The sequence below is a fragment of the Variovorax sp. GW821-FHT10D07 genome (assembly GCF_059415325.1).
Map to the genome: position 1 here is coordinate 50,706 of NZ_JBWKMZ010000024.1, position 24,673 is coordinate 75,378.

At 69.9% G+C, this 24,673-nt stretch carries 24 protein-coding genes; 12 read left to right on the forward strand and 12 right to left on the reverse strand.

What is annotated here, in order from left to right; all coding sequences use genetic code 11:
* Window positions 1-148 precede the first annotated feature (148 nt).
* Together AC07PU_RS39725 and AC07PU_RS39730 are read left to right on the forward strand one after the other, a co-directional pair.
* Complete coding sequence (locus AC07PU_RS39725) at window positions 149-1,267, forward strand: ABC transporter substrate-binding protein (protein ID WP_495323348.1); 1,119 nt, start codon at window positions 149-151, stop codon at window positions 1,265-1,267.
* Window positions 1,268-1,431: 164 nt separating this feature from the next.
* Complete coding sequence (locus AC07PU_RS39730; protein WP_296781176.1) at window positions 1,432-2,553, forward strand: ABC transporter substrate-binding protein; 1,122 nt, start codon at window positions 1,432-1,434, stop codon at window positions 2,551-2,553.
* A gap of 16 nt (window positions 2,554-2,569) precedes the next feature.
* On the opposite strand, the gene AC07PU_RS39735 is transcribed toward AC07PU_RS39730, so the two are convergent.
* The 5 genes from AC07PU_RS39735 to AC07PU_RS39755 all read right to left on the reverse strand — a co-directional run bounded on the left by AC07PU_RS39735 (window position 2,570) and on the right by AC07PU_RS39755 (window position 6,128).
* Complete coding sequence (locus AC07PU_RS39735) at window positions 2,570-2,731, reverse strand: hypothetical protein (protein WP_172705265.1); 162 nt, start codon at window positions 2,729-2,731, stop codon at window positions 2,570-2,572.
* A gap of 125 nt (window positions 2,732-2,856) precedes the next feature.
* A complete protein-coding gene (locus tag AC07PU_RS39740) occupies window positions 2,857-4,551 on the reverse strand; it encodes an MFS transporter (protein WP_495323349.1) in 1,695 nt (564 codons plus the stop codon).
* Between the two features lie 175 nt (window positions 4,552-4,726).
* On the reverse strand, window positions 4,727-5,371 hold the full coding sequence (locus AC07PU_RS39745; protein WP_495323350.1) for a 2-hydroxychromene-2-carboxylate isomerase: 645 nt from the start codon (window positions 5,369-5,371) through the stop codon (window positions 4,727-4,729).
* Entirely contained in the window at window positions 5,368-5,631 is a 264-nt protein-coding gene (locus AC07PU_RS39750) for a DUF1289 domain-containing protein (RefSeq protein WP_495323351.1), read from the reverse strand. The genes AC07PU_RS39745 and AC07PU_RS39750 overlap by 4 nt, the downstream gene beginning before the upstream one ends.
* A complete protein-coding gene (locus tag AC07PU_RS39755; RefSeq protein ID WP_093348151.1) occupies window positions 5,628-6,128 on the reverse strand; it encodes a YbaK/EbsC family protein in 501 nt (166 codons plus the stop codon). Before AC07PU_RS39755 ends, AC07PU_RS39750 begins: the two co-directional genes overlap by 4 nt.
* Before the next feature lie 428 nt (window positions 6,129-6,556).
* Here AC07PU_RS39755 and nirB point away from each other — a divergent pair, with 428 nt between their 5' ends.
* From nirB to AC07PU_RS39775, 4 genes are read left to right on the forward strand one after another with little or no spacing between them, the layout of a single operon-like run.
* On the forward strand, window positions 6,557-9,085 hold the full coding sequence (nirB, locus tag AC07PU_RS39760) for a nitrite reductase large subunit NirB (RefSeq protein WP_495323353.1): 2,529 nt from the start codon (window positions 6,557-6,559) through the stop codon (window positions 9,083-9,085).
* A 26-nt stretch (window positions 9,086-9,111) separates the two neighbouring features.
* Window positions 9,112-9,453, forward strand: coding sequence for a nitrite reductase small subunit NirD (nirD, locus tag AC07PU_RS39765; RefSeq protein ID WP_395349961.1), 342 nt, complete (start codon window positions 9,112-9,114; stop codon window positions 9,451-9,453).
* A 45-nt stretch (window positions 9,454-9,498) separates the two neighbouring features.
* Window positions 9,499-10,311 (forward strand): formate/nitrite transporter family protein, encoded by an 813-nt coding sequence (locus AC07PU_RS39770; protein WP_093348160.1) that lies wholly within the window; start codon window positions 9,499-9,501, stop codon window positions 10,309-10,311.
* A 10-nt stretch (window positions 10,312-10,321) separates the two neighbouring features.
* Window positions 10,322-12,067, forward strand: a complete 1,746-nt coding sequence (locus tag AC07PU_RS39775) for a bifunctional protein-serine/threonine kinase/phosphatase (protein WP_495323354.1) — start codon at window positions 10,322-10,324, stop codon at window positions 12,065-12,067.
* Window positions 12,068-12,073: 6 nt separating this feature from the next.
* On the opposite strand, the gene AC07PU_RS39780 is transcribed toward AC07PU_RS39775, so the two are convergent.
* Together AC07PU_RS39780 and AC07PU_RS39785 are read right to left on the reverse strand one after the other, a co-directional pair.
* Window positions 12,074-12,994 carry a hydroxymethylglutaryl-CoA lyase gene (locus AC07PU_RS39780; RefSeq protein ID WP_495323355.1) on the reverse strand — a complete coding sequence of 307 codons (921 nt, stop codon included), beginning with the start codon at window positions 12,992-12,994 and terminating at the stop codon, window positions 12,074-12,076.
* Window positions 12,995-13,129: 135 nt separating this feature from the next.
* On the reverse strand, window positions 13,130-14,035 hold the full coding sequence (locus AC07PU_RS39785; RefSeq protein ID WP_203203003.1) for a LysR substrate-binding domain-containing protein: 906 nt from the start codon (window positions 14,033-14,035) through the stop codon (window positions 13,130-13,132).
* A gap of 142 nt (window positions 14,036-14,177) precedes the next feature.
* Between AC07PU_RS39785 and AC07PU_RS39790 the strand changes: the two genes are divergently transcribed.
* From AC07PU_RS39790 to AC07PU_RS39810, 5 genes are read left to right on the forward strand one after another with little or no spacing between them, the layout of a single operon-like run.
* Entirely contained in the window at window positions 14,178-15,326 is a 1,149-nt protein-coding gene (locus AC07PU_RS39790) for a CaiB/BaiF CoA transferase family protein (protein WP_495323356.1), read from the forward strand.
* 40 nt (window positions 15,327-15,366) lie between these two features.
* A complete protein-coding gene (locus tag AC07PU_RS39795; protein WP_495323357.1) occupies window positions 15,367-16,281 on the forward strand; it encodes a dioxygenase family protein in 915 nt (304 codons plus the stop codon).
* Entirely contained in the window at window positions 16,278-17,084 is an 807-nt protein-coding gene (locus tag AC07PU_RS39800) for a citryl-CoA lyase (protein WP_495323359.1), read from the forward strand. Before AC07PU_RS39795 ends, AC07PU_RS39800 begins: the two co-directional genes overlap by 4 nt.
* Complete coding sequence (locus tag AC07PU_RS39805; RefSeq protein WP_495323360.1) at window positions 17,081-18,031, forward strand: Bug family tripartite tricarboxylate transporter substrate binding protein; 951 nt, start codon at window positions 17,081-17,083, stop codon at window positions 18,029-18,031. The genes AC07PU_RS39800 and AC07PU_RS39805 overlap by 4 nt, the downstream gene beginning before the upstream one ends.
* Window positions 18,032-18,078: 47 nt before the next feature.
* Window positions 18,079-19,044 (forward strand): Bug family tripartite tricarboxylate transporter substrate binding protein, encoded by a 966-nt coding sequence (locus tag AC07PU_RS39810; protein WP_495323361.1) that lies wholly within the window; start codon window positions 18,079-18,081, stop codon window positions 19,042-19,044.
* A gap of 7 nt (window positions 19,045-19,051) precedes the next feature.
* Here AC07PU_RS39810 and AC07PU_RS39815 read toward each other — a convergent pair whose 3' ends face one another.
* Entirely contained in the window at window positions 19,052-19,972 is a 921-nt protein-coding gene (locus AC07PU_RS39815; RefSeq protein WP_495323362.1) for a 2-hydroxyacid dehydrogenase, read from the reverse strand.
* Window positions 19,973-20,026: 54 nt separating this feature from the next.
* Window positions 20,027-20,416, reverse strand: coding sequence for a hypothetical protein (locus tag AC07PU_RS39820; RefSeq protein ID WP_093348195.1), 390 nt, complete (start codon window positions 20,414-20,416; stop codon window positions 20,027-20,029).
* A gap of 119 nt (window positions 20,417-20,535) precedes the next feature.
* Here AC07PU_RS39820 and AC07PU_RS39825 point away from each other — a divergent pair, with 119 nt between their 5' ends.
* Complete coding sequence (locus tag AC07PU_RS39825; RefSeq protein WP_057590706.1) at window positions 20,536-20,850, forward strand: EthD family reductase; 315 nt, start codon at window positions 20,536-20,538, stop codon at window positions 20,848-20,850.
* A gap of 46 nt (window positions 20,851-20,896) precedes the next feature.
* On the opposite strand, the gene AC07PU_RS39830 is transcribed toward AC07PU_RS39825, so the two are convergent.
* The 3 genes from AC07PU_RS39830 to AC07PU_RS39840 form a co-directional block, all read right to left on the reverse strand.
* Entirely contained in the window at window positions 20,897-21,877 is a 981-nt protein-coding gene (locus tag AC07PU_RS39830) for a DUF4349 domain-containing protein (RefSeq protein WP_495323363.1), read from the reverse strand.
* Window positions 21,878-21,994: 117 nt separating this feature from the next.
* Window positions 21,995-23,995: an acetyl/propionyl/methylcrotonyl-CoA carboxylase subunit alpha gene (locus AC07PU_RS39835; protein WP_495323364.1), complete on the reverse strand. Its 2,001-nt coding sequence runs from the start codon at window positions 23,993-23,995 to the stop codon at window positions 21,995-21,997.
* Window positions 23,988-24,659, reverse strand: a complete 672-nt coding sequence (locus AC07PU_RS39840; RefSeq protein WP_057590703.1) for a DUF4126 domain-containing protein — start codon at window positions 24,657-24,659, stop codon at window positions 23,988-23,990. Before AC07PU_RS39840 ends, AC07PU_RS39835 begins: the two co-directional genes overlap by 8 nt.
* Between the last annotated feature and the right edge of the window lie 14 nt (window positions 24,660-24,673).

Genomic DNA, 24,673 nt, shown 5'->3' on the forward strand with positions numbered 1-24,673 from the left:
GTGGTCCATGACGCGCCGGTGCACCTCTCTGGAAGGACGGTGGCCGCGCAGGGGTTTGTCCGAATGGTGGATTTAATACTTTTAGAAACAAATAAGGCGTTGGTTTGCAACGATGGCAGCGCCATCGCAAAAGAAGGGACGAGCACACATGACGAACAAGCACGGCCGCCTGCGCGCGGCCCTGATCGCGCTCGGCGCGCTGGTCTGGCTGCCCGCGCAGGCGCAGATCCTGATCGGCCAGACCGCCGGCATGACGGGCCCGGTGGCCGCCAGCGTCAACGAGACCATCGGCGGCGCGCAGCTCGTGATCGATGCCGCCAATGCACAGGGCGGCGTGCACGGCGAGAAGATCGAGGTGATCCGGCTCGACGACGGCTTCGACGTCAAGCGCGCGGGCGAGAACGGCCGCGCGCTGATCGAGGACAAAAAAGTGCTCGCACTCTTCATGAGCCGCGGCACGCCGCATTCGCAGGCCATCATTCCCTGGCTCGACAAGCACGGCGTGGCGCTGATCGGGCCTTCCACCGGCGCGATGGTGCTGCACAAGCCGGTGCAGAGGAACGTGTTCAACGTGCGCGCCACCTACCAGCGCGAGGCCGAGAAGGCGGTGCAGCACCTGCTGACCATCGGCATGGTGCGCATCGCGGTCGTGCACGTGACCGACTCCTTCGGCGCCGATGCGCTCGAGGGCGCGATGACCGGCTTCGGCAAGGCCAAGGCGCAGCCCGCGGCCACCGTGCCGGCCGACCGCGACAAGCCCGACTACGCGGCCATCGTGCCCGCCATCGTCCAGGCCAAGGCACAGGCGGTGCTGTGGATCGGCTCGGGCAGCGCGGTGGTCGAGGGCATCAAGGCACTGCGCACGGCCGGCTCGGCGGCGCAGGTGGTCACGCTGTCGAACAACGCCTCCTCGGGCTTCATCAAGCAGCTCGGCGAGGCCAGCCGCGGCGTGGTGGTCACGCAGGTGTTCCCGAGCGAGCGCTCGATCAGCTACCCGATGGTGAAGGAGGCGATCGCGCTCGCGAAGGCCAAGGGCGAGAACGAGCTCTCGCCCGCGGCGCTCGAGGGCTTCGCCTCGGCCAAGGTGCTGGTGGAGGCGCTGCGCCGCGCCGGCCCCAAGCCCACGCGCGCCCGCGTGGTGGCCGCGCTCGATGGCCTGCGCGACTACGACCTCGGCGGCCTCGAGATCAGCTACACGCCGCAGGACCACAGCGGCATCGATTTCGCCGACCTCTCGATCATCAGCGAGGGCCGCTTCAAGCGCTGAAGCGCCGCCTTTCCCTCTCGACGAAGCCGGGCCCAGCGCCCGGCTTTTTGCTTTTGCAAACAACGGTTTGACAGGGTTTGCACGAGGAATGGCATGTCACGTCTAGCTACACATAATTGCATTTGCTGACATGGACACGAATCCCGACGGGAAAGGTTTTGTCGATGAAGAAGAAGAAAAGGATCCCGCGCCTGCGCGCCGCCGCATTGCTGCTCGCACTCGCGGCGACCGGCGCCTCGGCCCAGATCGTGATCGGCCAGTCGGCCGACCTGTCGGGACCGGTGGCGGCCAGCGTGAAGGAGACGATCATGGGCTCGCAGCTGGTCATCGACCAGGTCAATGCCCAGGGCGGCATCAACGGCGAGCAGATCGAGGTCATCCGCATGGACGACGGCCTCGATGCCAAGCGCTCGCTCGAGAACTCGCGCATCCTGATCGAGGACAAGAAGGTGGTCGCGCTGCTGCTCAACCGCGGCACGCCCAACACGCTCGCGGTGATCCCGCTGCTCGACAAGCACGGCGTGCCGCTGGTCGGCCCGTCGACCGGCGCGATGGCGCTGCACAAGCCGGTGCAGAAGAACATCTTCAACGTGCGCTCCACCTACCAGCGCGAGGCCGAGAAGGCGGTGGTGCACCTGCAGACCACGGGCATCCAGCGCATCGCGGTGGTGCAGGCCGACGACTCCTTCGGCAAGGACGGCCTCGAGGGCGCGAACCGCGGCTTCGAGAAGGCCAACCTCAAGCCGGTGGTGATCGCGCTGGCCGACCGCAACAAGCCCGACTTCGCGGCCATCGTGCCGAAGCTCGTCGAGGCCAATGCGCAGGCCGTGCTGTGGATCGGCTCGGGCACTTCGGTGTCCGACGGCGTGAAGGCGCTGCGCGCCGCGGGCTCGGCCGCGCAGGTGGTCACGCTGTCGAACAACGCGGCCTCGGGCTTCATCAAGGACCTCGGCAGCGCGAGCCGCGGCGTGATCATCACGCAGGTGTTCCCCTACGAGCGCTCGTTCGGCAATCCGCTGATCAAGGAGGCCCTGGCGCTCGCCAAGGCCAAGGGCCAGGAAGACCTGTCGCCCGCGCTGCTCGAAGGCTTCGTGGCGACCAAGGTGCTGGTGGAGGCGCTGCGCCGCACCGGGCCGAAGCCCACGCGCGCACGGCTGCTGGCCACGCTCAATGCCTTCCAGTACGACCCGGGTGGCGGGCTGGACATCTCCTACTCGCCGACCGATCACACGGGCATCGAGTACGTCGACCTCTCCATCGTGAGCGACGGTCGCTTCAAGCGCTAGGCAGCGCTTCGGAGATTTACTTCGGCGCGCTCGCGGCCGCAGCCGGTGCAGCAGGCGCCGGCTCGTGCACTTCCACGCCGTGCTTCTCGCCCGACATGTCGACCTTGTCGCCGGCCTTCGAGATCACGTACAGCGCGATGGCCGCGAAGATGGCGAAGCCGACTGCGATTTTCCACATGGGTTCTGTCTCCTGAGATGGGTAGTGCTGAGTTCAAGAAAAAGGCCTCATGCCGAGGGTCGGCATGAAGCCTCTTTGTTGAACGGAGGGCACGGGGAGCCCTCCTTTCATCGGCGCCGTGGCGCTCAGTCGTGGGCGTAGATGTCCACGTCCTTCGTTTCGCGGATGAACAGCGTGCCGATCACCAGCGTGATGCCCGCGATGATGATCGGGTACCAGAGGCCGTTGTACATGTTGCCGGTGGAGGCCACGATGGCGAAGGCCGTGGTCGGCAGCAGGCCGCCGAACCAGCCGTTGCCGATGTGGTACGGCAGGCTCATCGAGGTGTAGCGGATGCGCGTGGGGAACAGCTCGACCAGCATCGCGGCGATCGGCCCGTAGACCATGGTCACCAGCAGCACCAGCCAGAACAGCAGCAGCACCGTCAGCAGCTTGTTCATCTTCGCGGGGTCGGCCTTGGCCGGGTAGCCCGCGATCTTCAGGTCCTCGGCCACGCCCTTCTTGAAGGCGGCGATCTCCTTGGCGGAGGCTTCGTCGAACTTGAGGTTCACGACGTTGCCGATCGGTGCTTCCACCGTCTTGTCGCCGATCTTCACGACGGCCTTCGAACCCGGCGCGCCGGCCACGTTCTCATAGCTCACCGAGTTCTGCACCAGGTAGCGCTTGGCGATGTCGCAGGAGCTGCGGAAGTCGATCTCGCGGGCCACCGGGTTGCCCTGGAACGAGCAGGTCGCGGGGTCGGCGGTCACGGTCACGCCGGCCGTGGCCTGGGCCTTGGCGAGGTCGGGGTTGGCGGCCTCGGTCAGCATCTTGAAGACCGGGAAGTAGGTCACCACGGCCAGCAGGCAGCCGGCCATGATGATCGGCTTGCGGCCGATCTTGTCCGACAGGGTGCCGAAGATCACGAAGAACGGCGTGCCGAGCAGCAGCGCGGCGGCGATCATCAGGTTGGCGGTGGTCGCATCGACCTTGAGCTGCGCGGTCAGGAAGAACAGCGCGTAGAACTGCCCCGAATACCAGACCACGGCCTGGCCGGCGGTCAGGCCCACGAGTGCCAGGATCACGATCTTGAGGTTCTTCCACTCGCCGAAGGATTCGGCCAGCGGCGCCTTCGAGGTCTTGCCCTCGGCCTTCATGCGCTGGAACGCCGGCGACTCCGACAGCGACAGGCGGATCCACACCGAGATGCCGAGCAGCAGGATCGAGACCAGGAACGGAATGCGCCAGCCCCAGTCGTTGAACACCGCTTCGCCCAGGCCTTCGCGCACGCCCAGGATCACGATCAGGCTCAGGAACAGGCCGAGCGTGGCCGTGGTCTGGATCCACGAGGTGTAGGCACCGCGCTTGCCGTGCGGCGCGTGCTCGGCCACGTAGGTGGCGGCACCGCCGTACTCGCCGCCGAGCGCGAGGCCCTGCAGCATGCGCAGCGCGATCAGGATCACCGGCGCCGCGACGCCGATGGTCGCGTAGCTGGGCAGCAGGCCGACGATGAAGGTCGACAGGCCCATGATCAGGATCGTGACCAGGAAGGTGTACTTGCGCCCGATCATGTCGCCGAGCCGACCGAACACGATGGCGCCGAACGGACGCACCAGGAAGCCGGCCGCGAAGGCCAGCAGCGCGAAGATGAAGGCCGCGCCCGCATCGAGGCCGCTGAAGAACTGCTTCGCGATGATCGCCGCGAGCGAGCCGTAGAGGTAGAAGTCGTACCACTCGAACACGGTTCCCAGCGAAGAAGCGAAGATGACCTTCTTCTCCTCCGCCGACATGGGCCGGGGGGCCGGATGCGGCACTCCCCGTGAATCTAGTGTGGCTGCCATTGATCGTCTCCTGTGTATGCGTTCATGCGGCGCCCGAATTCGGGACCGTGGGGCATTCTTGGAGGCGCGACTGACCCGAGCCTTTCGCGAAACTGAACGGGCGCTTACGGATTAAGGTGAAACCCTCGACGCACGTTTCAGCCTGTAAGAAATGCAGCGCCGATGCTGCGGATGCTCAGTTTTTGCTGCTGCGCAGCAGGGCCGGCCGCTGGTCGGCCTCGGCCCATTGCGGGCCGTCGAACCAGGCATCGCCCGCGAGGTAGGCGCGCAGCATCGCGAGGCCGTCGAAGCCCCAGAACAGCCGGCCGTCGACCGCATAGGCCGGCGTGCCGAACACGCCGAGCGCGACCGCGTCCGCGGTGTTGCGCTGGAGCAGGGCCTTGCTCTCGTCGCTGCCGGCATCGCGACGCGGTTGCAGTTGCGCGGTGAGCGCGGCCAGCCGCGCGGGATCGGCCGCCTCGAGGCCGCCGCGCCAGACGTGGCGGAAGACGGTCTCGGCCACCAGCCGGCTCACGCGGCCGTCGTCGGAGGTGGAGAGCGCGAGCCGCAGGTGCGCGAGCGGGTTGTAGGGATGCGAGGCCGGCATCGCGATCTCGATGCCGTGCTGGTGGCCCAGCCATAGCACGTGGCGGTAGGTCCAGCCGCGCTTGGCGGGAATCTCGGCCGGCCCGAGCTGGCCGTGCGCCTTGAGCACCGCGCCCAGCAGCACCGGGCGGTAGTCCACGCTGTAGCTCAGGCCCTCGAGCGTTTGCGGCAGCTGCTCGAACGCGAGGTAGGCATAGGGCGAGATGAAGTCCAGGTAGAAGTCGATGTGCTTCATGCGTCGATGTCTCCGATGGCCGGCGCCCGCCAGATGCCGGCCCGGGCCCGCCACTCTATCGCGCACCAGACCTGCCGCCGCTCGTCGTCCTCCATGCGGCTCCAGCCCGCGATCTCGGGGATGGTGCGCAGGCAGCCCTCGCAGAAGCCGCTGAGCCGGTCCATGCGGCACACCGAGCTGCAGGGCGAGGGCACCGGCTCGGCCAGCCCCCGCAGTTCGGCGGCGCGGTCGGCCAGGGCCTGCGCTTCGGCGACGTTCACGCCGCGGCCACCACCACGTCGGCCACCGGCGCGCCCGTGAGCGTCTCGAGGTCGTGCGGGCGCAGCTGGAACACCGCATGCGGATGGCCCGCGGCGGCCCAGATCTCCTCGAAGCGGAACAGCTCGCGGTCGATCAGCACCACGGGCTTCGTGACATGGCCCACGGGCGACACGCCGCCGATGGTGAAGCCGGTGCGCGCCTTCACGAAGTCGGCATCGGCGCGGCCGGTCTTGCCGACGATCGCGTCGACCTTCTTCTCGTCGACGCGCTTGTCGCCCGAGGTGATGACCAGCACCGCGACCTCGTCGCTCTTGCGCCGGAAGATGATGCTCTTGGCGATCTGGCCGACCGCGATGCCGAGCGCGTCGGCCGCCTGCTGCGCGGTGCGGCAGGCGTCGTCGAGCATGCGCGGCGCATGCGGATGGCCGGCGTCCTGGAGCACGCGCGCGACGCGCTGGACACCGTCGGGAAGGGAATGGAGTTCGGAGCCGCACATGGCTTGGGTCTTCGGAGTTCGTGGGGGCGTGCGCCCCGCGTTGCAGGCACCCGAGCATACGAAAAAGCCCCGGGCCCCGGCGCCGCCGCCGCGCGGCCACCCTTTCGGGCACCGCACCAATGCGGGCAGCACCGCACCGCGGCCGCGCCACTTTGGGTGCGATTGCGGTGCGCGCACGGGCCGCCACCGGTCTTTTTCGGCGGCATGGATATTGCTCGACCCCATCGCGGACCTCCCGGCCTGGGTGGGTCCGCAGTGCCTCCGCTAACGACGGCGGGGTTCGAGCGAGCCGATGGCGATGAGCCGCCGGATTCGTTTGTCCATCCGATTATTCGCATCCGTTCCGTCGCGGAGGCCCCCTGCCGCTGTCGCCCCGACAGCCCCGGTGGCCTGCATCCGAGGACCGGCTGCCCCCGCAGGACCTCAGCATGAAAATCGCAGTCATCGGCCACGGCATGGTCGGCCACAAGTTCCTCGAGCAGCTCCACGCGCTCGGCATTCCCGGCGCGGAAGTCACCGTCCTGTGCGAGGAGCCCCGGCCGGCCTACGACCGGGTGCACCTGTCCGAGTTCTTCGCGGGCAAGACGGCCGAAGACCTCTCGCTGGTCGAGCCCGGCTTCTTCGAGCGCAGCGGCTTCACGCTGCGCCTCGCGGCGCGCGCAGTGACGGTCGAGCGGCGCAACAACACCGTCACCACGGCCGACGGCGAGGTCGTGGCCTACGACAAGCTGGTGCTGGCCACCGGCTCCTTCCCCTTCGTGCCTGCGGTGCCGGGCCGCGACCGGCCCCACTGCTTCGTCTACCGCACCATCGAGGACCTCGAGGCGATGAAGGAATGCGGCGCGCGCTCGCGCAGCGGCGTGGTGGTGGGCGGCGGCCTGCTCGGCCTCGAATGCGCGAAGGCGCTGCGCGACATGGGCCTCGAGACTCACGTGGTGGAGTTCGCGCCGCGGCTGATGGCGGTGCAGGTCGACGAGGGCGGCGGCCGCGCGCTGCGCGAGAGCATCGAGGCGCTGGGCCTGCACGTGCACACCGGCCGCAACACGGTGGAGATCGTCGACGGCGCCGCCGCGCGCCACCGCATGGTGTTCGCCGACGGCAGCTACCTCGAGACCGACATGATCGTGTTCTCGGCCGGCATCCGCCCGCGCGACGAGCTCGCGCGCCAGTGCCTGCTGGCCGTGGGTCCGCGCGGCGGCGTGGCGGTCGACGACCACTGCCGCACCAGCGACCGCGACGTCTACGCGATCGGCGAATGCGCCTCGTGGAACGAGCAGACCTTCGGCCTGGTCGCGCCCGGCTACGACATGGCGCGCGTGGCGGCGCGCCACATCGCCGGCGAGCAGGAAGCCGCCTTCACCGGCGCCGACATGAGCACCAAGCTCAAGCTGATGGGCGTGGACGTGGCGAGCATCGGCGACGCGCACGGCAGGACGCCGAAGTCGCGCGCCTACCAGTTCATCGACGAGCGCAAGAAGGTCTACAAGAAGATCGTCGTCAGCGAGGACGGCAAGCTGCTGCTCGGCGCCGTGCTCGTGGGCGATGCCGCCGAATACGGCACCCTGCTGCAGATGGCGCTCAACGGCATCGCGCTGCCCGAGGATCCCGAGTTCCTGATCCTGCCCTCGAGCGACGGCAAGGCCAAGCCGGGCCTGGGCGTCGAGGCCCTGCCCGACAGCGCGCAGATCTGCTCGTGCAACGACGTCAGCAAGGGACAGATCTGCGAGGCCGTGGGCCAGGGCGCCTGCACCCCGGCCGCGATGAAGGCCTGCACCAAGGCGGGCGCCACCTGCGGCGGCTGCGTGCCGCTGGTCACGCAGGTCATGAAGATGGAGATGGCCAGGCGCGGCATGGCCGTCAACAACCACCTCTGCGAGCACTTCCCCTATTCGCGCCAGGAGCTCTACCACCTGATCCGCGTGGGCGAGATCCGCAGCTTCGCCGACCTGCTCGCGAAACACGGCAAGGGCCTGGGCTGCGACATCTGCAAGCCCGTGGCCGCGAGCATCTTCGCCTCGTGCTGGAACGAGTTCGTGCTCAAGAAGGACCTGGCCGCGCTGCAGGACAGCAACGACTACTTCCTCGGCAACATCCAGAAGGACGGCACCTACTCGGTGGTGCCGCGCATGCCGGGTGGCGAGGTCACGCCCGACGGGCTGATCGCGGTCGGCCAGGTGGCGAAGAAGTACGGCCTCTACACCAAGATCACCGGCGGCGCGCGCGTGGACATGTTCGGCGCGCGCGTCGAGCAGCTGCCCGCGATCTGGGAAGAACTGATCGCGGCCGGCTTCGAGTCGGGCCATGCCTACGGCAAGTCGCTGCGCACGGTGAAGAGCTGCGTCGGCTCGACCTGGTGCCGCTACGGCGTGGACGACAGCGTGGGCCTCGCGGTCGAACTCGAGAACCGCTACAAGGGCCTGCGCGCGCCGCACAAGATCAAGTTCGGCGTCTCGGGCTGCACGCGCGAATGCGCCGAGGCGCAGGGCAAGGACGTGGGCGTGATCGCCACCGACAAGGGCTGGAACCTCTACGTCTGCGGCAACGGCGGCATGAAGCCGCGCCATGCCGAGCTGCTCGCGAGCGACCTGTCGAAGGCCGAGCTGATCCGGCTGATCGACCGCTTCCTGATGTTCTACGTGCGCACCGCCGACCGGCTGCAGCGCACCAGCACCTGGCGCGAGAACCTCGAGGGCGGCCTCGACTACCTCAAGGGCGTGCTGCTGCAGGACACGCTGGGCCTCCACGCCGAACTCGAGACCCAGATGCAGGCCGTGGTCGACACCTACCAGTGCGAGTGGAAGACCGCCGTCAACGACCCGGCCACGCGCCAGCGTTTCCGCTCCTTCGTCAACAGCGACAAGCCCGACGAGCACATCGTGTTCGTGAGCGAGCGCGGCCAGAAGCGGCCCGCGCGCGCCGAGGAGCGCAGCGAGGCGGCCGACGTCTCGATGGCCTGAAGAACGACAACGAAAGAGGAAGCCCCATGACCCAGCAAGACCTGCACTGGACCGCCGTGTGCGCGGCCACCGACATCCTGCCCGACACCGGCGTGTGCGCGCTGGTCGAGGGCGTGCACGTGGCGATCTTCCGCGTCGGCCAGGAGGCCACGCTCTACGCCATCGACAACGTCGACCCGAAGGCCGGCGCCAGCGTGCTCTCGCGCGGGCTGGTCGGCAGCCTCGGCGACCGCGTCGTGGTCGCCTCGCCGCTCTACAAGAACCACTTCGACCTGCGCAGCGGCGAATGCCTCGAGGCGCCCGAGCACTCGGTGCGCGCGCATGCGGTGCGCGAGCACGAAGGCCGCGTGCTCGTCGCGCTGGCCTGAGCCGCGCTCCCCTCCCCGGCATTCCATTTCTTCCCAAGGATCCCCATGGCCTATCTAGCCCCCGCCGAGTTCGTCACCAAGATGGTCGATGCCGGCGAATCCAAGCTGCTGATGTCCACGCGCGACACGCTGATCCGCTCGTACATGGCCGGCGCCATCCTCGCGCTGGCGGCGGCCTTCGCGGTCAGCATCACGGTCAACACCGGCAATGCGCTGGTCGGCGCGATGCTGTTCCCGGTCGGCTTCATCATGCTGTACCTGCTGGGCTTCGACCTGCTGACCGGCGTCTTCACGCTGGCGCCGCTCGCGGTGCTCGACAAGCGCCCCGGCGCCACCTGGGGCGGCGTGATGCGCAACTGGGGCCTGGTGTTCGTCGGCAACTTCGCGGGCGCGCTCACGGTCGCGGTGTTCATGGCGATCATCTTCACCTTCGGTTTCAGCGAGGCGCCCAACGCCATCGGCGAGCGGCTCGGCCACATCGGCGAGGGCCGCACGGTCGGCTACTCCGCGCACGGCGCGGCCGGCATGCTGACGTTGTTCATCCGCGGCGTGATGTGCAACTGGATGGTGTCGACCGGCGTGGTCGCGGCCATGATGTCGACCACCGTCTCGGGCAAGGCGATCGGCATGTGGATGCCGGTGATGATCTTCTTCTACATGGGCTTCGAACATTCGATCGTCAACATGTTCCTGTTCCCCACCGGCCTGATGCTCGGCGGCAAGTTCACGCTGATGGACTACCTGATCTGGAACGAGCTGCCCACGGTGATCGGCAACCTCGTCGGCGGCCTGAGCTTCGTCGGCCTCACGCTCTACGCCACGCACTACAAGACGGCGCCCAAGCGCGTCGCCGGCTGATCGCGCGCCCATGGCCGCCGGGCGCCCGCCGCGCGTCACGCTGGGCCAGCACTCGCTGGCCGGCGTCGGGTCGGCGGTCAACCAGGACTTCCATGGCGCGATGCTGCCCGAGGGCGTGCAGCGCGCCGCCAAGGGCATCGCGCTCGCGCTGGCCGACGGCATCGGCTCGAGCCGCGTGAGCCAGGTCGCGAGCGCGGCCGCCGTGCGCGGCTTCCTCGAGGACTACTACGCCACCTCCGATGCCTGGTCGGTACGCCGCGCGGCGCAGCGCGTGCTGGGCGCCACCAATTCCTGGCTGCATGCGCAGACCATGCGCAGCGACGCGCGCTTCGACAAGGACAGCGGCTACGTCTGCACCTTCAGCGCGCTGATCCTCAAGGGCCGCGAGCTGCACCTGCTGCACGTGGGCGATGCGCGCATCTACCGCGTGCACGCGAGCGCGCTCGAGCAGCTCACCGACGACCACCGCGTGCATGTCTCGTCGGTGGAGTCGTACCTGGGCCGCGCGCTGGGCGCGGGCCCCAACGTCGAGATCGACTACCGCTGCTGGGAGGCCGAGGCCGGCGAGGTCTACCTGCTGGCCACCGACGGCGCGCATGCGCACCTCGATGCCGCCGCCGTGAACGACGCACTGGTGCGCTGCGTCGGCGACCTCGACGCGGCCGCGCTGCGCCTGGTGCAGATCGCCCGCGCGCGCGGCGGCCAGGACGATGCCACCGTGCAGCTGCTGCGCATCGACGAGCTGCCCGCGCCCGATGCGTCGGCGCCGGCGCTCGAGCGCGAAGGGCTCGCGCTGCCGCCGGTACTGGCGCCGCGCGACCGCTTCGAGGGCTTCACGCTGGTGCGCGAGATCCACCTGAGTTCGCGCAGCCATGTCTACCTCGCCACCGACGACGCCAGCGGCCGCCCCGCGGTGCTGAAGCTGCCCTCGGTGGACCTGCGCGAGGACGCCGCTTACCTCGACCGCTTCGTGCTCGAGGAATGGGTGGCGCGGCGCATCGACAGCCCGCACGTGCTCAAGGCCTGGCCGCTGGAGCGCACACGCGGCCACCTGTTCGTGGCGATGGAGTACGTGGAAGGCCAGACGCTCGCGCAGTGGATGGTCGACCACCCGCGGCCCTCGCTCGACAGCGTGCGCGCCATCGTCGCGCAGCTCGCGCGCGGCCTGCAGGCCATGCACGGCAAGGAGATGCTGCACCAGGACCTGCGGCCCGAGAACGCGATGATCGACCGCGCGGGCACGGTCAAGCTGATCGACCTGGGCGCCACCCACGTGGCCGGGCTCGACGACGGCGGCGGCGAGCCGCGCGCGCTCGCGATCGAGGGCACGCCGCAGTACACCGCGCCCGAGTACTTCACGGGCCAGGGCGGCACGGCGCGCTCCGACCTGTTCTCGCTGGCCGTGATCGCCTACCGCATGCTGAGCGGCCAACTGCCCTACGGACTGCAGGCGTCGCGCATCCGCGGCGCGGCCGATGCCCATCGCCTGCGCTATGTGCCGCTGCGCCACTTCCGGCCCGAGCTGCCGGCCTGGGTCGACGCGGTGCTGCACAAGGCGCTGCATCCGCAGCCCGCGAAGCGGCAGCAGGCGGTGTCGGAGTTCGCGCACGACCTGCAGTCACCGGGCGCCGAGTTCCTGCGCGCGCGAATGCCGGCGCTGATCGAGCGCCGGCCGGTGCTGTTCTGGCAATGCACCACGGTGCTGCTGGCCGTGGCGGTGGTGGTGCTGCTCGGTCTGCGCGCCTTCGGGCGCTGAAGACGCTCAGCCCGCGCGCTTGGTGCGGATCGCCTTCGAGGCGCGCGAGTTCGGCTCGCGGCCCAGCGCCTCGCTGATGTAGACGCCGGCGTCGATCAGCTTGTCGAGGTCGATGCCGGTCTCGATGCCCATGCCGTGCAGCATGTAGACCACGTCCTCGGTCGCCACGTTGCCGGTCGCGCCCTTGGCATAGGGGCAGCCGCCGAGGCCGGCCGAGGAGGACTGGAAGTTCCACACGCCCAGCTCGAGCGCCGCCAGCGTGTTGACCAGCGCCTGCCCGTAGGTGTCGTGGAAGTGGCCGGAGATGGCGTCGACGCCGAAGTGGGCCAGCGTGGCCTCCATCGCCGCCTGCACCTTGCGCGGCGTGCCCACGCCGATGGTGTCGGCCACGTCGACGCGCTGCACGCAGATGCCCTTCATCAACTGCGCGAGGTAGCCGACCTTGGCCGGGGCGATCTCGCCTTCGTAGGGGCAGCCGACCGTGCACGACATCGCGCCGCGCACGCGGATGCCTTTGTCGAGCGCCGCGGCCACCACGGGCGCGAAGCGCTCGATGCTCTCGGCGATCGAGCAGTTGATGTTCTTCTGGCTGAAGGCCTCGCTGGCGGCGCCGAACACCACGATCTCGTCGGGCCATTCCTCGCGCGGCGCGGCGATGGCGGCCTCGAAGCCCTTCAGGTTGGGCGTGAGTACCGAATAGCGCACGCCGGGCTTGCGCTTTATGCCGTGCATCACCTCGGCGTTGTCGGCCATCTGCGGCACCCACTTCGGGCTCACGAAGCTGGTGACCTCGATCTCCTCGAGGCCGGCGTCCTGCAGCCGGTGCACCAGGCCGATCTTGGTCTCGGCCGAAACCGGCTGCTTCTCGTTCTGCAGCCCGTCGCGCGGGCCGACGTCGACGATCTGGACGCGGGTGGGGAGTTTCATGGCTTGTCTCTGGTGTCGCGGGAGGATGGAAAAGCGGGATCCATTGTCCGGCAGATGGGCCCGGCCTGCCTGGTACACAAGGCGCGGAAGGTAGCAATGCGCGCCACAGCGGTTGCAAATGGTGCCAGTCGTTGGCTAGCCGTCGCTGCGCTCGAGCATGCTGGTGCGGAACGCCATCTTTCGCACGATGGCCGCGAAGGCGCGCGTGGGCGCCGCCTCGCGCGCCTTCGGCGCCCACAGCATGCCGGGCGTGCGCACCGGCGTCGGGCTCTCGAGCCGCACGGTCGCGAGCCCCGAGTTCGGCAGCACCGCATTGGCCGAGACGATGGCCGCGAGCCGCGTCTTCGCCACCAAGCCCATGATCGGCGCCAGCGTGTTGATCTCGGCCACCACCTGCGGCTCGGCGCCGCAGGAGCGGAAGCACTCGTCGAGCATCTGTCGCGTGGCGAAGCTCGCGGGCAGCAGCGCCATCGGCAGCCGGTGCAGCTCGACCATGCGCAGGCGCTTGCGCCGCGCCAGCGGATGGTCGTGCGCCACCACCAGCACCATCTCCTCGTTGTAGAGCGGCTCGAACTGCAGCGGCCCGGGCTGGGCCGGCCGGTAGGCGATGCCGAGGTCGAGCGTGCCCTGCTGCAGCCGCTGGCCGATCAGGTCGGCCGCGAGCTCGTCGACGATCACGCGCACGCGCGGATAGCGCTGCTGGAAGCCCGCGATGCAGTCGGGAATGAAGCCGAGGTTGAAGGTGTGGGTGGAGCCGATGCGCAGCTCGCCGGCCGCCTCCTGCGGGTCCTCGCGCAGCGCGCCGAGGCCGCGGTCGATCTCCTGCAGCGCGCGCGTGGCGTGGTGCAGGAAGGCCTCGCCGGCCTCGGTCAGCGCCACGCGCTTGCCGATGCGGTCGAACAGCGGCCGGCCCAGCTCCTCCTCGAGCTGCTTGATCTGGTGCGACAGCGTGGACTGCGTGACGTGCAGCCGCTCGGCCGCGCGCGTGAAGTTGAGCGAGCCGGCCAGGGCGCTGAAGTAGCGCAGGTGCCGCAGTTCCATGGAGGCCTTCCGTTGCGTCGAACGATCGATGCCATCGATGGTATCCATGCAAAACCATCATTGTTAAAAATCGGGCCGCCTGCATAGAGTTCGCTCCCATCCCGCGAGGGCATGACAAGACACGACAGCAGGAGACACACGAGTGCACAAGGTCCTCAGCGGCATCAAGGTGCTGGAGCAAGGCACGTTCATCACCGGGCCGGCGGCCGGCATGTTCCTGGCCGACCTCGGCGCCGAGGTGGTCAAGGTGGAGCAGCCCGGCAGCGGCGATCCGTTCCGGTCGTTCCGCGGCGGGCTCTACAGCCCGCACTTCCAGACCTACAACCGCAACAAGCGCAGCGTCACGCTCAACCCCAAGCTGGCCGAGGACGCGGCGGTGTTCGACGAGCTGGTGAAGGATTCGGACGTCTACATCCAGAACTTCCGCCCCGGCGCGGCCGAGCGGCTGGGCGCGGGCGAGACGCGGCTGCGCGAACTCAATCCGCGGCTGGTCTACTGCGCCATCAGCGGCTTCGGCCAGACCGGCCCGGCCGCGGCGCGCCCGGCCTACGACACGGTGGCGCAGGCGGCCAGCGCCTTCCTGAAGCTGCTGGTGAACCCGGCCAATCCGCGCGTGGTGGGCCCGGCCGTGGCCGACGCGATGACCGGCTTCTACGCGGCCTACGGCGTGCTCGGCGCGCTGGTCGAGCGCGGGCGCACCGGCCAGGGCCGCAAGGTCGAGGTCTCGATGCTCGAGGCCATGTGCCACTTCAACCTCGACGCCTTCACCCACTACTTCTCCGAGAACGAGATCATGGGTCCGTTCAGTCGGCCCAGCGTCTCGCAGTCGTACGTGCTCGAGTGCGCCGACGGCCTGTGGATCGCGCTGCACATGTCCTCGCCCGAGAAGTTCTGGCAGGGCCTGGCCAACGCGATCGAGCGGCCCGACCTGTTCCAGGATGCGCGCTTCGCCACGCGCGAGGGCCGCATCGCGCACCAGAACGATCTGATCGCGCTGCTCGACGGCCTGTTTCGCGCGCGCACGCGCGCCGACTGGTGCGCGCGGCTCGAGGCCGAGGACGTGCCGCATGCGCCCATGTACGACACGCGCGAGGCCATGGAGGACCCGCAGGCACGCCACCTGCAGCTCGAGGTCAGCGCGCCCCATCCCGAGGGCGGCGACTGGCGCACCATCCGCTCGCCCGTGAGCTTCGACGGCGAACGCGCGCTCGAGGTCACGGCACCGCCGGTGCTGGGCGCCGACAACGCGGCGATCGTCGAACCCATACGCCGACGCCTGCGGCAGCGCTGACGCATTCCCACCCCAGAAGAAAAGAACGGAGACAAGCCCCATGACCCCATCGAACGCCGACGAACTGACCCGGGCCGCGCTGCAGCGCCTGGACGGCGCGGCCGACCCGCGCTTCGCGCGCATCATGCAGTCGCTGATCGAGCACCTGCACGCCTTCATCCGCGAGGTCGACCTGCAGCCCGCCGAATGGATGGCCGGCATCGAGTTCCTCACCGCCGTCGGCCAGGCCTGCGACGACAGGCGCCAGGAGTTCATCCTGCTGTCGGACACGCTGGGCGCCTCGATGATGGTGGTGATGCTCGACCAGCTGCGCGCCGCCGCGCTGGCCGGCAGGAACGGCGAGGCGCTGCCCGCGACCGAGACCACCGAGGCCACCGTGCAGGGCCCCTACTACTGGGACGGCGCGCCCGAGCTGCCGCTGGGCGCCGACATCGCGCCGGGCGTGCGCGGCGAACCGGCCTTCTACAGCGGCCGCGTCAGCGACGCGCGCGGCGAGCCGCTCGCGAACGCGCTGCTGGACATCTGGTCGGGCGACGGCGAGGGCGTCTACGACATGCAGGTCGAGGGCGCGGGCATGGCGGCGCGCGCGCGCATCCGCACCGACGCCGAGGGCCGCTACTGGTTCTGGTCGATCAAGCCCTCGTACTACCCGGTGCCGGTCGACGGCCCGGTGGGCCGCATGCTCGACGGCATGGGCCGCCATCCGAACCGGCCCGGCCACATCCACATGAAGGTGGCGGCCGAGGGCCACGTGCCGGTGACCACGCACCTGTTCGTCGCGGGCAGCCCCTACATCGACTCCGACGCGGTGTTCGGCGTGCGGCCCAGCCTGCTCGTCGACTTCGAGGCCCATGCGCCGGGCCGCGCGCCCGACGGCCGCGCGCTCGAGCGGCCGTACTGGTCCGCGCACTACGACTTCCATCTGCAACCCGCCACCTCGAACGCCCTCTCATGAAAATCGGCAAATCCACCGTCCCGCGCACCGCCATCTGCACCTCGGACGAACACACCATCGTCGTGCGCGGCCAGGACCTCTGCCGCGACCTGATCGGCCGCGTCTCGTTCTCGGACTACTTCTTCCTGCTGCTCACCGGCCGGCGCCCCGACGCCGCCTGCAGCGCGGTGCTCGACGCCACGCTGGTGGCGATCGCCGAGCACGGCCTGGTGCCCAGCGTGCAGGCCAGCCGCATGACCTTCGCGGCCGCGCCCGATGCGCTGCAGGGCGCGGTGGCCGCGGGCATCCTGGGCTGCGGCTCGGTGATCCTCGGCGCCTCCGAAACCGCGGGCCGGCTGTTCGCCGGCGTGGCGGCGCGCGTCGACGCGGGCGAGGCGCTCGACGCCGTGGCGGCCGACACCCTCCGCGCGCTGAAGGAAGGCCGCCAGGCCATCCCCGGCTACGGCCATCCGCTGCACAAGGCCAACGATCCGCGCGTGGACCGGCTGATCGAGGTCGCGACCGAGGCCGGCGCCGACCTGCGCTACGTGCAGATCGCGCAGGCGCTCGAACGCGCCATCCCCGCCATCGTGGGCCGCGAGCTGCGCATGAACGTCTCGGCCGCGATCCCGGCCGTGCTGCTGGGCGTGGGCTTCCCGGTGGCCTCGCTGCGCGGCGTGCCGATCCTCGCGCGCACCGCGGGGCTGATCGCGCACCTGGCCGAGGAGGCCGAGACGCCGAGCGGCTTCGCGCTGTCCTACCAGGCCACGCGCGAGCTGCAGTACGAAGGCGAAGTGCCCGCCGGTTTCGGGAGCGCGGCATGAAGCGCCGGCTGCTGCTGGCCGGCGCGCTGCTGGCCACGGGCGCGGCGCTCGCGCAGGCGCCGGGCGCCGCGCGGCCGCTGAAGATCGTCGTGCCCTTCGGTGCCGGCACCTCGACCGACATCGTCGGCCGCATCCTGGCCGATGCGCTGGGCCGCCAGCTCGGCACCGGCGCGATCGTCGAGAACAAGCCCGGCGCGGGCGGCGCCATCGGCAGCGAGCAGGTCGCGCGCGCCGGCGCCGACGGCCAGACCCTGCTGCTGGGCACGGTGGGCACGCACGCCATCAACCCCTCGCTCTACAAGCGGCTGAGCTACCAGCCGCTGCGCGACTTCGTGCCGCTGGGCTTCATCGGCGCCACGCCCACGCTGCTGGTGGTACCCGCCGGCTCGCCGTGGAAGCGCGTGGCCGACCTGGGCAGCGCGAGCGGCAACGTGAATTTCGCCTCGGCCGGCAACGGCACCTCGGGCCACCTGGCCGGCGAGCTGCTCAACGTGCGGCTCGGCAAGAGCTTCATGCACGTGCCCTACCGCGACGGCGCGCAGGCCATGACCGAGCTGATGGCCGGCAACGTGCAGTTCATGTTCTATCACCCGGCCGCGGTGCTGCCGCAGGTGCGCGCGGGCAAGCTGCGCGCGATCGGCGCCTCGGGCGCGAAGCGCAGCGCCGCCGCGCCCGAGGTGCCCACGCTGCTGGAGCAGGGCGTGAAGGACTTCGACCTCGTCGCCTGGTTCATGTTGTACGCGCCCGCCGGCATGCCCGCCGCGCAGCGCGACCGGCTGCGCGAGGCCACGCGCCAGGTGCTGGCCCAGCCCGAGGTGCGCGAGAAGCTCGCGCAGCAGGGCATCGAGCAGGCCGAGATGAATGCCGACCAGCTCGACGCCTTCGCGCGCACCGAGATCGCCAAGTGGGGCGAGGCGGTGCAGCGCTCGGGCGCGCAGGTCGATTGATCGGTTCGATTAAAAAAAAGCGGGACCTCCCGCGACAGGAGACAGACATGCGTACCCGATTCCAATGGCTGGCCGGCCTCTTCCTGGCCCTGGCCTGCAGTCTCGCCCTGGCCCAGGGCACGGCCTGGCCCAACAAGCCGATCCGCATCGTGGTGGGCTTCGCGCCCGGCACGCCGCCGGACATCTTCGCGCGGCTCTACGGCGACTACGTGGGCAAGCAGCTCGGCGTGCCGGTGGTGATCGACAACAAGCCGGGCACGGCCGGCAACCTCGCCTCCGACACCGTGGCCAAGGCGCCGCCCGACGGCTACACCTTCCTCTACAACCTCTCGACCGCGTTCACGATCAACCCCTACATCTACGCCAAGCTGCCCTTCGATCCGCAGAAGGACCTGGTGCCGGTCGCCACCACGATGCGGCAGGGACTGGTGCTGATCGCGAGCCCGAAGCTGCCCGCGAAATCGATCAAGGAACTGCTGGCCGCCGCGAAGGCCAAGCCCGGCTCGATCTCGCATGCCTCCTACGGCGCGGGCAGCCCCTCGCACCTGATCGTGGAATGGCTCAAGGACGAGACCGGCACCGACATGCTGCACGTGCCCTACCGCGCGAGCCCGGTGGCCGACGTGATCGGCGGCCAGGTCGACACGGTGATGGAGCCGATCGCCACCGGCTATCCGCTGATCAGCAGCGGCCGCGTGCAGGCGCTGGCCTATTCGGGCCCGAGCCGGCATCCGGCCATGCCCGAGGTGCCCACGCTCGCCGAGGTGGTGCCGGGCCTCACGATGACCTCGTGGCACGGCCTGTGGGCGCCGGCCGCGACGCCGGCGGCGATCCAGCAGCGCTTCAACGCCGTGATGATCGAGGCCAGCAGGGACCCCGATCTGGCGAAGCGCATCCGCGAACTCAACAGCGAGCCGCTGGGCCTCACGCAGGCCGAGATGGCCGCGGCGCTGCGGCGCGACGCGGAGATCTACAGCCGCATCGTGAAGGCGAAGAACATCCGCGTCGACTGAGCGGCGCTCAGTAGCCGCGCACCGGATCGACCACGCCCGCGACCGGCAGCCCCTGCTCCATCGCGCGGATCTTGCCGGCGATCTGCGCGATCGACTCCTCGCGCAGCGTGCGCGCCGAGCCATGCGGCGTCACGACGATCTTGGGATGGCGCCAGAAGGCATGGTCGGCCGGCAGCGGCTCGACCTGGAACACGTCGAGCGTGGCGCCCGCGAGCTGGCCGTCTTCGATCAGCGGGATCAGGTCGTCCTCGACCAGGTGCGCGCCGCGCGCGATGCTGATCAGGTAGCCCTCGGGCCGCAGCTTGCCGAGCGTCTCGCGGTTGAGGATGCCGCGCGTGGCCTCGGTCAGCGGCAGCAGGTTGACCAGCACGCGCGTGGACGACAGGAACTCGTCGAACTGCGCCTCGCCGCTGAACACGCGCACGCCCTCGATCTGCTTGGGCGAGCGGCTCCAGCCCAGCACCGGGAACTCGAACTGCGCGACCGCCTTCGCGACCCGCTCGCCGAGCACGCCCAGGCCCATGATGCCGACCGGGAAGTCGCTGCGCGCCTTCGGGCGGCGGTAGCTCCACTTGCCTTCGCGCGCATCGGCCTCGTAGGCATCGAACTCGCGGAAGTGGCGGATCAGCGTGTGGCACACGTATTCGGCCATCTGCACCGACATGCCCGCGTCGTCGAGCCGCACGATGCGCGTGCCGGCCGGAATCCGGAGCTTGAGCAGCGCGTCGACGCCGGCGCCGATGTTGAAGATGCCGCGCAGCGCGGGCTGCTCGTCGATGAACTGCTGCGGCGGCGCCCACACGACCGCATGGTCGGCCTGCGGCGCGCCGGGGCGCCAGGCTTCGATCTCGGCGTCGGGCAGTTCGGCCTTCAGGCCTTCGATCCAGGGGTCGGGACGGTTGTCGGTGAGGTAGACGGTGATTCGCATGGAGCGAATCTTAGAGGCCCCAAGCGGCGGCGGCGGTCGCCGAGGCGGCCCTCCTCACCACTCGCGCCATTCCTCGGTGATGTCCTCGCCCTCGGTCTCCAGGCCCGCATGGCTCGCGGCCGCGATGATCAGCTCGCACAGGTCCTCGCGCTGGTCGGTCTCGATCAGGCTGCCCTCGCTGTCCTCGTTGAGGCGGTTGAGCTGCAGCACCACGCGCTCGACGGCCGCGAGGATCGCGGCGTCGCGCTTCGCCTCCGAGGCCTCGTCGATCGCCGCCAGCGTCGCGAGGTACTCGTCGACGATCTCGGCGCAGCGGTCGACCTCGGCCTGCGTGTAGCCGGGATCGAATTCGGGATCGTGGTCCGCGTCTTCCTCGTCGTTGCGCATGTAGTCGACCATGCTCGCGAGGGTCTTGTCCTTCAGGGCCTGCAGTTCGGGTGTCATCGGTCTGTCGCTCCGTTCGTCTAAGAGGTCGCCGCACGAGCGCCGGGGGCGACAGCGCACGCCTTGTGTGCTCTGGCGCCATCTCCTATGCTCGATCGTTCAATCCGGAGACCCTACCCATGATCAAAGTCAGTGTGATGTACCCCTACACCGAAGGCGCCCGCTTCGACCACGACTACTACCGCGACAAGCACATGCCCCTGCTGAAGGCGCGCATGGGCGATGCCTGCAAGTCCTACACCATCGACAAGGGCCTGGCCGGCGGCGCGCCCGGCGCCAAGCCCACCTACGTCGGCATGTGCCACGTGTTCTGCGATTCGGTCGAGGCCTTCCAGGGCGCCTTCGGCCCGCATGCCAAGGAGATCCTCGGCGATGTGAGGAACTACACCGACATCGCGCCGGTGATGCAGATCAGCGAAGTGGTCGTCGGCTGAGCGGCAGCGCGCCCACCCTCGCTTCCCTCGCGCCGGTGCCGCCGCCTCAGGCGGCCCTGGCCTGGCGTCGGCGCAGCCACAGCCGGCGCACGCCCCACAGCACGGGCACCAGCAACAGCAGCCACGGCAGCACCGCCGCCACGAAGGTGATCAGGCTGCCCACGCTCTCGGCCAGCACGCGGCCCGCGTTGCGCAGGGCCTGCGTCATCGGGTTGTAGCTCTCGCCGCCGCCGACCAGTGCGCGCACTGTCGTGAACTGGATCTGGATGTGCTGCTTGCTGGTCTGCTGCTGCAGCACCTTGCGCTGCGTCGCCGAGGCATCGAGCTCGGCCTGGGTGTCGGCCAGCGTGCGCTGAATCTGCAGCAGGTCGGCCATGGTGCGCTTGGTGGTGGTGTCGCGCAGCATGACGCGCAGGCTGTCGCGGAACTCGGTGCGGTTCTTGATGCGCGCCTCGACGTCGATCACCTCGGCGGTCTTGTCCTCGCTGGTGGTGTTGTGCGCCACCACCTTCGCCACGCCCGCGAGGCCGGCCAGCAGCTTCTCGACATCGGCCGGCTCCACGCGCATCTCGAGCGTGGCATTGCCGGCCTGCTGCGGCGTCTCGCGCAGCAGCGAGGACGACAGCAGCTCGCAGCGCAGGGTGCCGCAGAGGTCGCGCACCTTGCCCCAGGATTCGGCGAGCTGGTCGGGCGCGACCTCGACGTTGAGGTCCTGGCGGATCGCGAGGTAGCGCTGCAGCGGCGCGCTCTCGCCCGCCTGCTTCTCGGCCTGCTGGTCGAGCGACATCGCGGCGGGCGCCGGCTGTGCCGGCTCGGCCATGCGCATGCGCCTGGACTCCATCGCGCCACCGGCCGCGTAGTTGCCCGTGGGCCGGGCCACGGCGGCATCGACCTCCGAGGCCGCGTCGCGCCGCTCGCAGGCGCTGAGCGTCAGGGCCGCGGCCAGCGCGAGCAGCAGCATGCGCGGACGGGCGCCGAGGCGCTGGAAGGGGGAGAACGAAGAGAGCTGCGGCTGGCGATGCGTCATGAAGAATCCTTCAAGGGAAGTGGGCATCGCGGTGATACGGCCTGTCGGCGGCGCCGGGGTTAAAACGGCGCCGCCATCTGGTAACAGCTTGCAAGCCCCGTGACCGGGGCCGCGGATTCAGGCCGCTGCGGCCATGCGCAGCAGCTCGTCGCCCTCGGCCACCTGCTCGCCGGGCGCGAACAGCAGCTCCTCGACCGTGCCGTCGGCCGGCGCGGCGATGGTGTGCTCCATCTTCATCGCCTCCATCACCGCCAGCGGCTGGCCGCGGCTGACCTTGTCGCCGGCCTTGACCGCAAAAGACACGACCTTGCCGGGCATCGGCGCCGTGAGGCGGCCGCCCTCGGCCTGCGTGTCGCCGGCATGGGCGAGGCGGTCGATGGCGGTGATGCGGGTCGCGCCGGCCGCGGCGAAGACATGGGCCGTGGCGTCGTCGAGGTAGACGTCGAGCGTCTGGCGCTGGCCCGCGAACTCGAGCTCGATCTCGCCCGTGGGCAGGCGGCCCACGACCAGCGGACCGGCCACGCCGCCGGCCTCGAGCCACAGGCTGCCGTCGCGCTTGTAGGTCAGCAGCGCGCTCTGCTCGGCACCGCGGAATTCGAAGTCGAAGCGGCGCGTGTACTCGCCGAGCGCGCGCCAGCCGTCGCGGCGCGCGAAGGGATCGATGCTGCCGGCCGGCGCCGCGGCGAGCGCGGTGCGCGCCACGGCCGCGGCCGCCGCCAGCGGCAGGCCCAGGGTCTCGCGGTCGAACAGCACGGCGCGCTCGCGCTCGATCAGCGCGGTGTCGAGGTTGGCCTTCGAGAACGACTCGGTCGCCAGCACGCCGCGCAGGAACTGCACGTTGGTCGCCACGCCCACGATGTGGGTCTGCGCCAGCGCCGCGTCGAGCCGCGCGAGCGCCTCGTCGCGCGTGGCGCCGTGCACGATCAGCTTGGCGATCATCGAGTCGTAGAACGGCGAGATCTCGCCGCCCTCGCGCACGCCGTCGTCGATGCGCACGCGGCTGCGCTGGAAGGCCGTGGCCTGCGGCTTGCGGTAGATGCGCAGGGTGCCGGTGGCGGGCAGGAAGTTGTTGTCGGGGTTCTCGGCGCAGATGCGCGCCTCGATCGCATGGCCGTGGATCCGCAGCTCGGACTGCTGCACGGGCAGCGTGCCGCCCGCGGCGACGCGCAGTTGCCATTCGACCAGGTCGAGGCCGGTGATGGCTTCGGTCACGGGATGCTCGACCTGCAGGCGGGTGTTCATCTCCATGAAGAAGAAGTTCATCTCGCCGCCGTCGCGCTGCTCCACGATGAACTCCACCGTGCCCGCGCCCACGTAGTCCACGGCACGCGCCGCGGCCACCGCGGCCTCGCCCATCTGCTGGCGCATCGCCTCGGTCATGCCGGGCGCGGGTGCTTCCTCGAGCACCTTCTGGTGGCGCCGCTGCACCGAGCAGTCGCGCTCGAACAGGTAGACGTAGTTGCCGTGGCTGTCGCCGAAGACCTGGATCTCGATGTGGCGCGGGCGCTGCACGTACTTCTCGATCAGCACCGCGTCGTCGCCGAAGCTGTTGATGGCCTCCCGCTTGCACGAGGCCAGCGCGGCCTCGAAGTCGGCCGCCTTGTCGACCGCACGCATGCCCTTGCCGCCACCGCCCGCGCTGGCCTTGATCAGCACCGGGTAGCCGATGCGGTCGGCCTCGCGCTGCAGCAGCGCCGGGTCCTGGTCGTGGCCGTGGTAGCCGGGCACCAGCGGCACGCCGGCCTTCTCCATCAGCTGCTTCGACTCGGCCTTCAGGCCCATGGCCTTGATCGCCGAGGGCGGCGGGCCGATGAAGACCAGGCCGGCATCGGCGCAGGCCTGCGCGAACTCCTCGTTCTCGCTGAGGAAGCCGTAGCCCGGGTGCACCGCCTCGGCGCCCGTGGCCTTGGCGGCCTCGAGGATCTTCTCCCAGCGCAGGTAGCTGTCCTTCGGCGCGCTGCCGCCCAGGTGCACCGACTCGTCGCAGGCGCGCACGTGGTTGGCATGCGCGTCGGCATCGGAGTACACGGCGACCGTGCGGATCGCCATGCGGCGCGCGGTGGCAGCCACGCGGCAGGCGATCTCGCCACGGTTCGCAATCAGGATCTTCTTAAACATTGGACGAGTCTCCCGGAGGATTCTTTTTCAGTTGAAACGCGGGCACGACGCCCGGATCGGGCCGGCCGCTGAAGATGCGGGCGACGCGGGAGAACAGCGCCTTGAGGAAGCGCCAGCTCTTGCGGATCAGCCACACGCTCGCGACCAGCACGAGCACGAACAGCACGAGGAAGACGAAGGGATGCGCCACGGCCAGCCACAGGCCCGCGGGCACCATGGTGTCTTCCACCAGCGAGGCGCCCACGTTCGAGAACGGCTCGGGCGAGGTGTTGATGGCCGCGCGCGTGGTGGCCTTGGCCGCATGCGCGGTGGCCGCGAAGCCGCCGCCGAGCAGCGCCGCCACCAGCGCCATCGCGCCATGGTCGACGCCGAACACGCTGGCCGCGAGCGCCGCGCCGGCCGGAATGCGGATCGCGGTGTGGACCACGTCCCAGAGCGAATCGAGGCCCGGGATCTTGTCGGCGAAGAACTCGACGAACACCATGAAGCCGCTGGCCGCGATCACCACCGGATGCGCGAGCAATTGCAGCCCGCCCGGCAGCGGCACCCAGCCGAGGTAGCCGACCAGGCCCGTGAGCAGCACCACCAGGTACAGCCGCACGCCGCTGGCCCAGCCGATGGCGGCGGCCAGGGCGAGCAGCTGGGGCATATCGAGCGCGGTCATGGCGTCGAGGAGCC

What these genes read in the sequence shown, in the direction of transcription:
- AC07PU_RS39725 (WP_495323348.1), top strand. Translation starts at nt 149, where the DNA reads ATGACGAACAAGCACGGCCGCCTGCGCGCGGCCCTGATCGCGCTCGGC.
- AC07PU_RS39730 (WP_296781176.1), top strand. Translation starts at nt 1,432, where the DNA reads ATGAAGAAGAAGAAAAGGATCCCGCGCCTGCGCGCCGCCGCATTGCTG.
- AC07PU_RS39735 (WP_172705265.1), bottom strand. Translation starts at nt 2,731, where the DNA reads ATGTGGAAAATCGCAGTCGGCTTCGCCATCTTCGCGGCCATCGCGCTG.
- AC07PU_RS39740 (WP_495323349.1), bottom strand. Translation starts at nt 4,551, where the DNA reads ATGGCAGCCACACTAGATTCACGGGGAGTGCCGCATCCGGCCCCCCGG.
- AC07PU_RS39745 (WP_495323350.1), bottom strand. Translation starts at nt 5,371, where the DNA reads ATGAAGCACATCGACTTCTACCTGGACTTCATCTCGCCCTATGCCTAC.
- AC07PU_RS39755 (WP_093348151.1), bottom strand. Translation starts at nt 6,128, where the DNA reads ATGTGCGGCTCCGAACTCCATTCCCTTCCCGACGGTGTCCAGCGCGTC.
- nirB (WP_495323353.1), top strand. Translation starts at nt 6,557, where the DNA reads ATGAAAATCGCAGTCATCGGCCACGGCATGGTCGGCCACAAGTTCCTC.
- nirD (WP_395349961.1), top strand. Translation starts at nt 9,112, where the DNA reads ATGACCCAGCAAGACCTGCACTGGACCGCCGTGTGCGCGGCCACCGAC.
- AC07PU_RS39770 (WP_093348160.1), top strand. Translation starts at nt 9,499, where the DNA reads ATGGCCTATCTAGCCCCCGCCGAGTTCGTCACCAAGATGGTCGATGCC.
- AC07PU_RS39775 (WP_495323354.1), top strand. Translation starts at nt 10,322, where the DNA reads ATGGCCGCCGGGCGCCCGCCGCGCGTCACGCTGGGCCAGCACTCGCTG.
- AC07PU_RS39780 (WP_495323355.1), bottom strand. Translation starts at nt 12,994, where the DNA reads ATGAAACTCCCCACCCGCGTCCAGATCGTCGACGTCGGCCCGCGCGAC.
- AC07PU_RS39785 (WP_203203003.1), bottom strand. Translation starts at nt 14,035, where the DNA reads ATGGAACTGCGGCACCTGCGCTACTTCAGCGCCCTGGCCGGCTCGCTC.
- AC07PU_RS39795 (WP_495323357.1), top strand. Translation starts at nt 15,367, where the DNA reads ATGACCCCATCGAACGCCGACGAACTGACCCGGGCCGCGCTGCAGCGC.
- AC07PU_RS39800 (WP_495323359.1), top strand. Translation starts at nt 16,278, where the DNA reads ATGAAAATCGGCAAATCCACCGTCCCGCGCACCGCCATCTGCACCTCG.
- AC07PU_RS39805 (WP_495323360.1), top strand. Translation starts at nt 17,081, where the DNA reads ATGAAGCGCCGGCTGCTGCTGGCCGGCGCGCTGCTGGCCACGGGCGCG.
- AC07PU_RS39810 (WP_495323361.1), top strand. Translation starts at nt 18,079, where the DNA reads ATGCGTACCCGATTCCAATGGCTGGCCGGCCTCTTCCTGGCCCTGGCC.
- AC07PU_RS39815 (WP_495323362.1), bottom strand. Translation starts at nt 19,972, where the DNA reads ATGCGAATCACCGTCTACCTCACCGACAACCGTCCCGACCCCTGGATC.
- AC07PU_RS39820 (WP_093348195.1), bottom strand. Translation starts at nt 20,416, where the DNA reads ATGACACCCGAACTGCAGGCCCTGAAGGACAAGACCCTCGCGAGCATG.
- AC07PU_RS39825 (WP_057590706.1), top strand. Translation starts at nt 20,536, where the DNA reads ATGATCAAAGTCAGTGTGATGTACCCCTACACCGAAGGCGCCCGCTTC.
- AC07PU_RS39830 (WP_495323363.1), bottom strand. Translation starts at nt 21,877, where the DNA reads ATGACGCATCGCCAGCCGCAGCTCTCTTCGTTCTCCCCCTTCCAGCGC.
- AC07PU_RS39835 (WP_495323364.1), bottom strand. Translation starts at nt 23,995, where the DNA reads ATGTTTAAGAAGATCCTGATTGCGAACCGTGGCGAGATCGCCTGCCGC.
- AC07PU_RS39840 (WP_057590703.1), bottom strand. Translation starts at nt 24,659, where the DNA reads ATGACCGCGCTCGATATGCCCCAGCTGCTCGCCCTGGCCGCCGCCATC.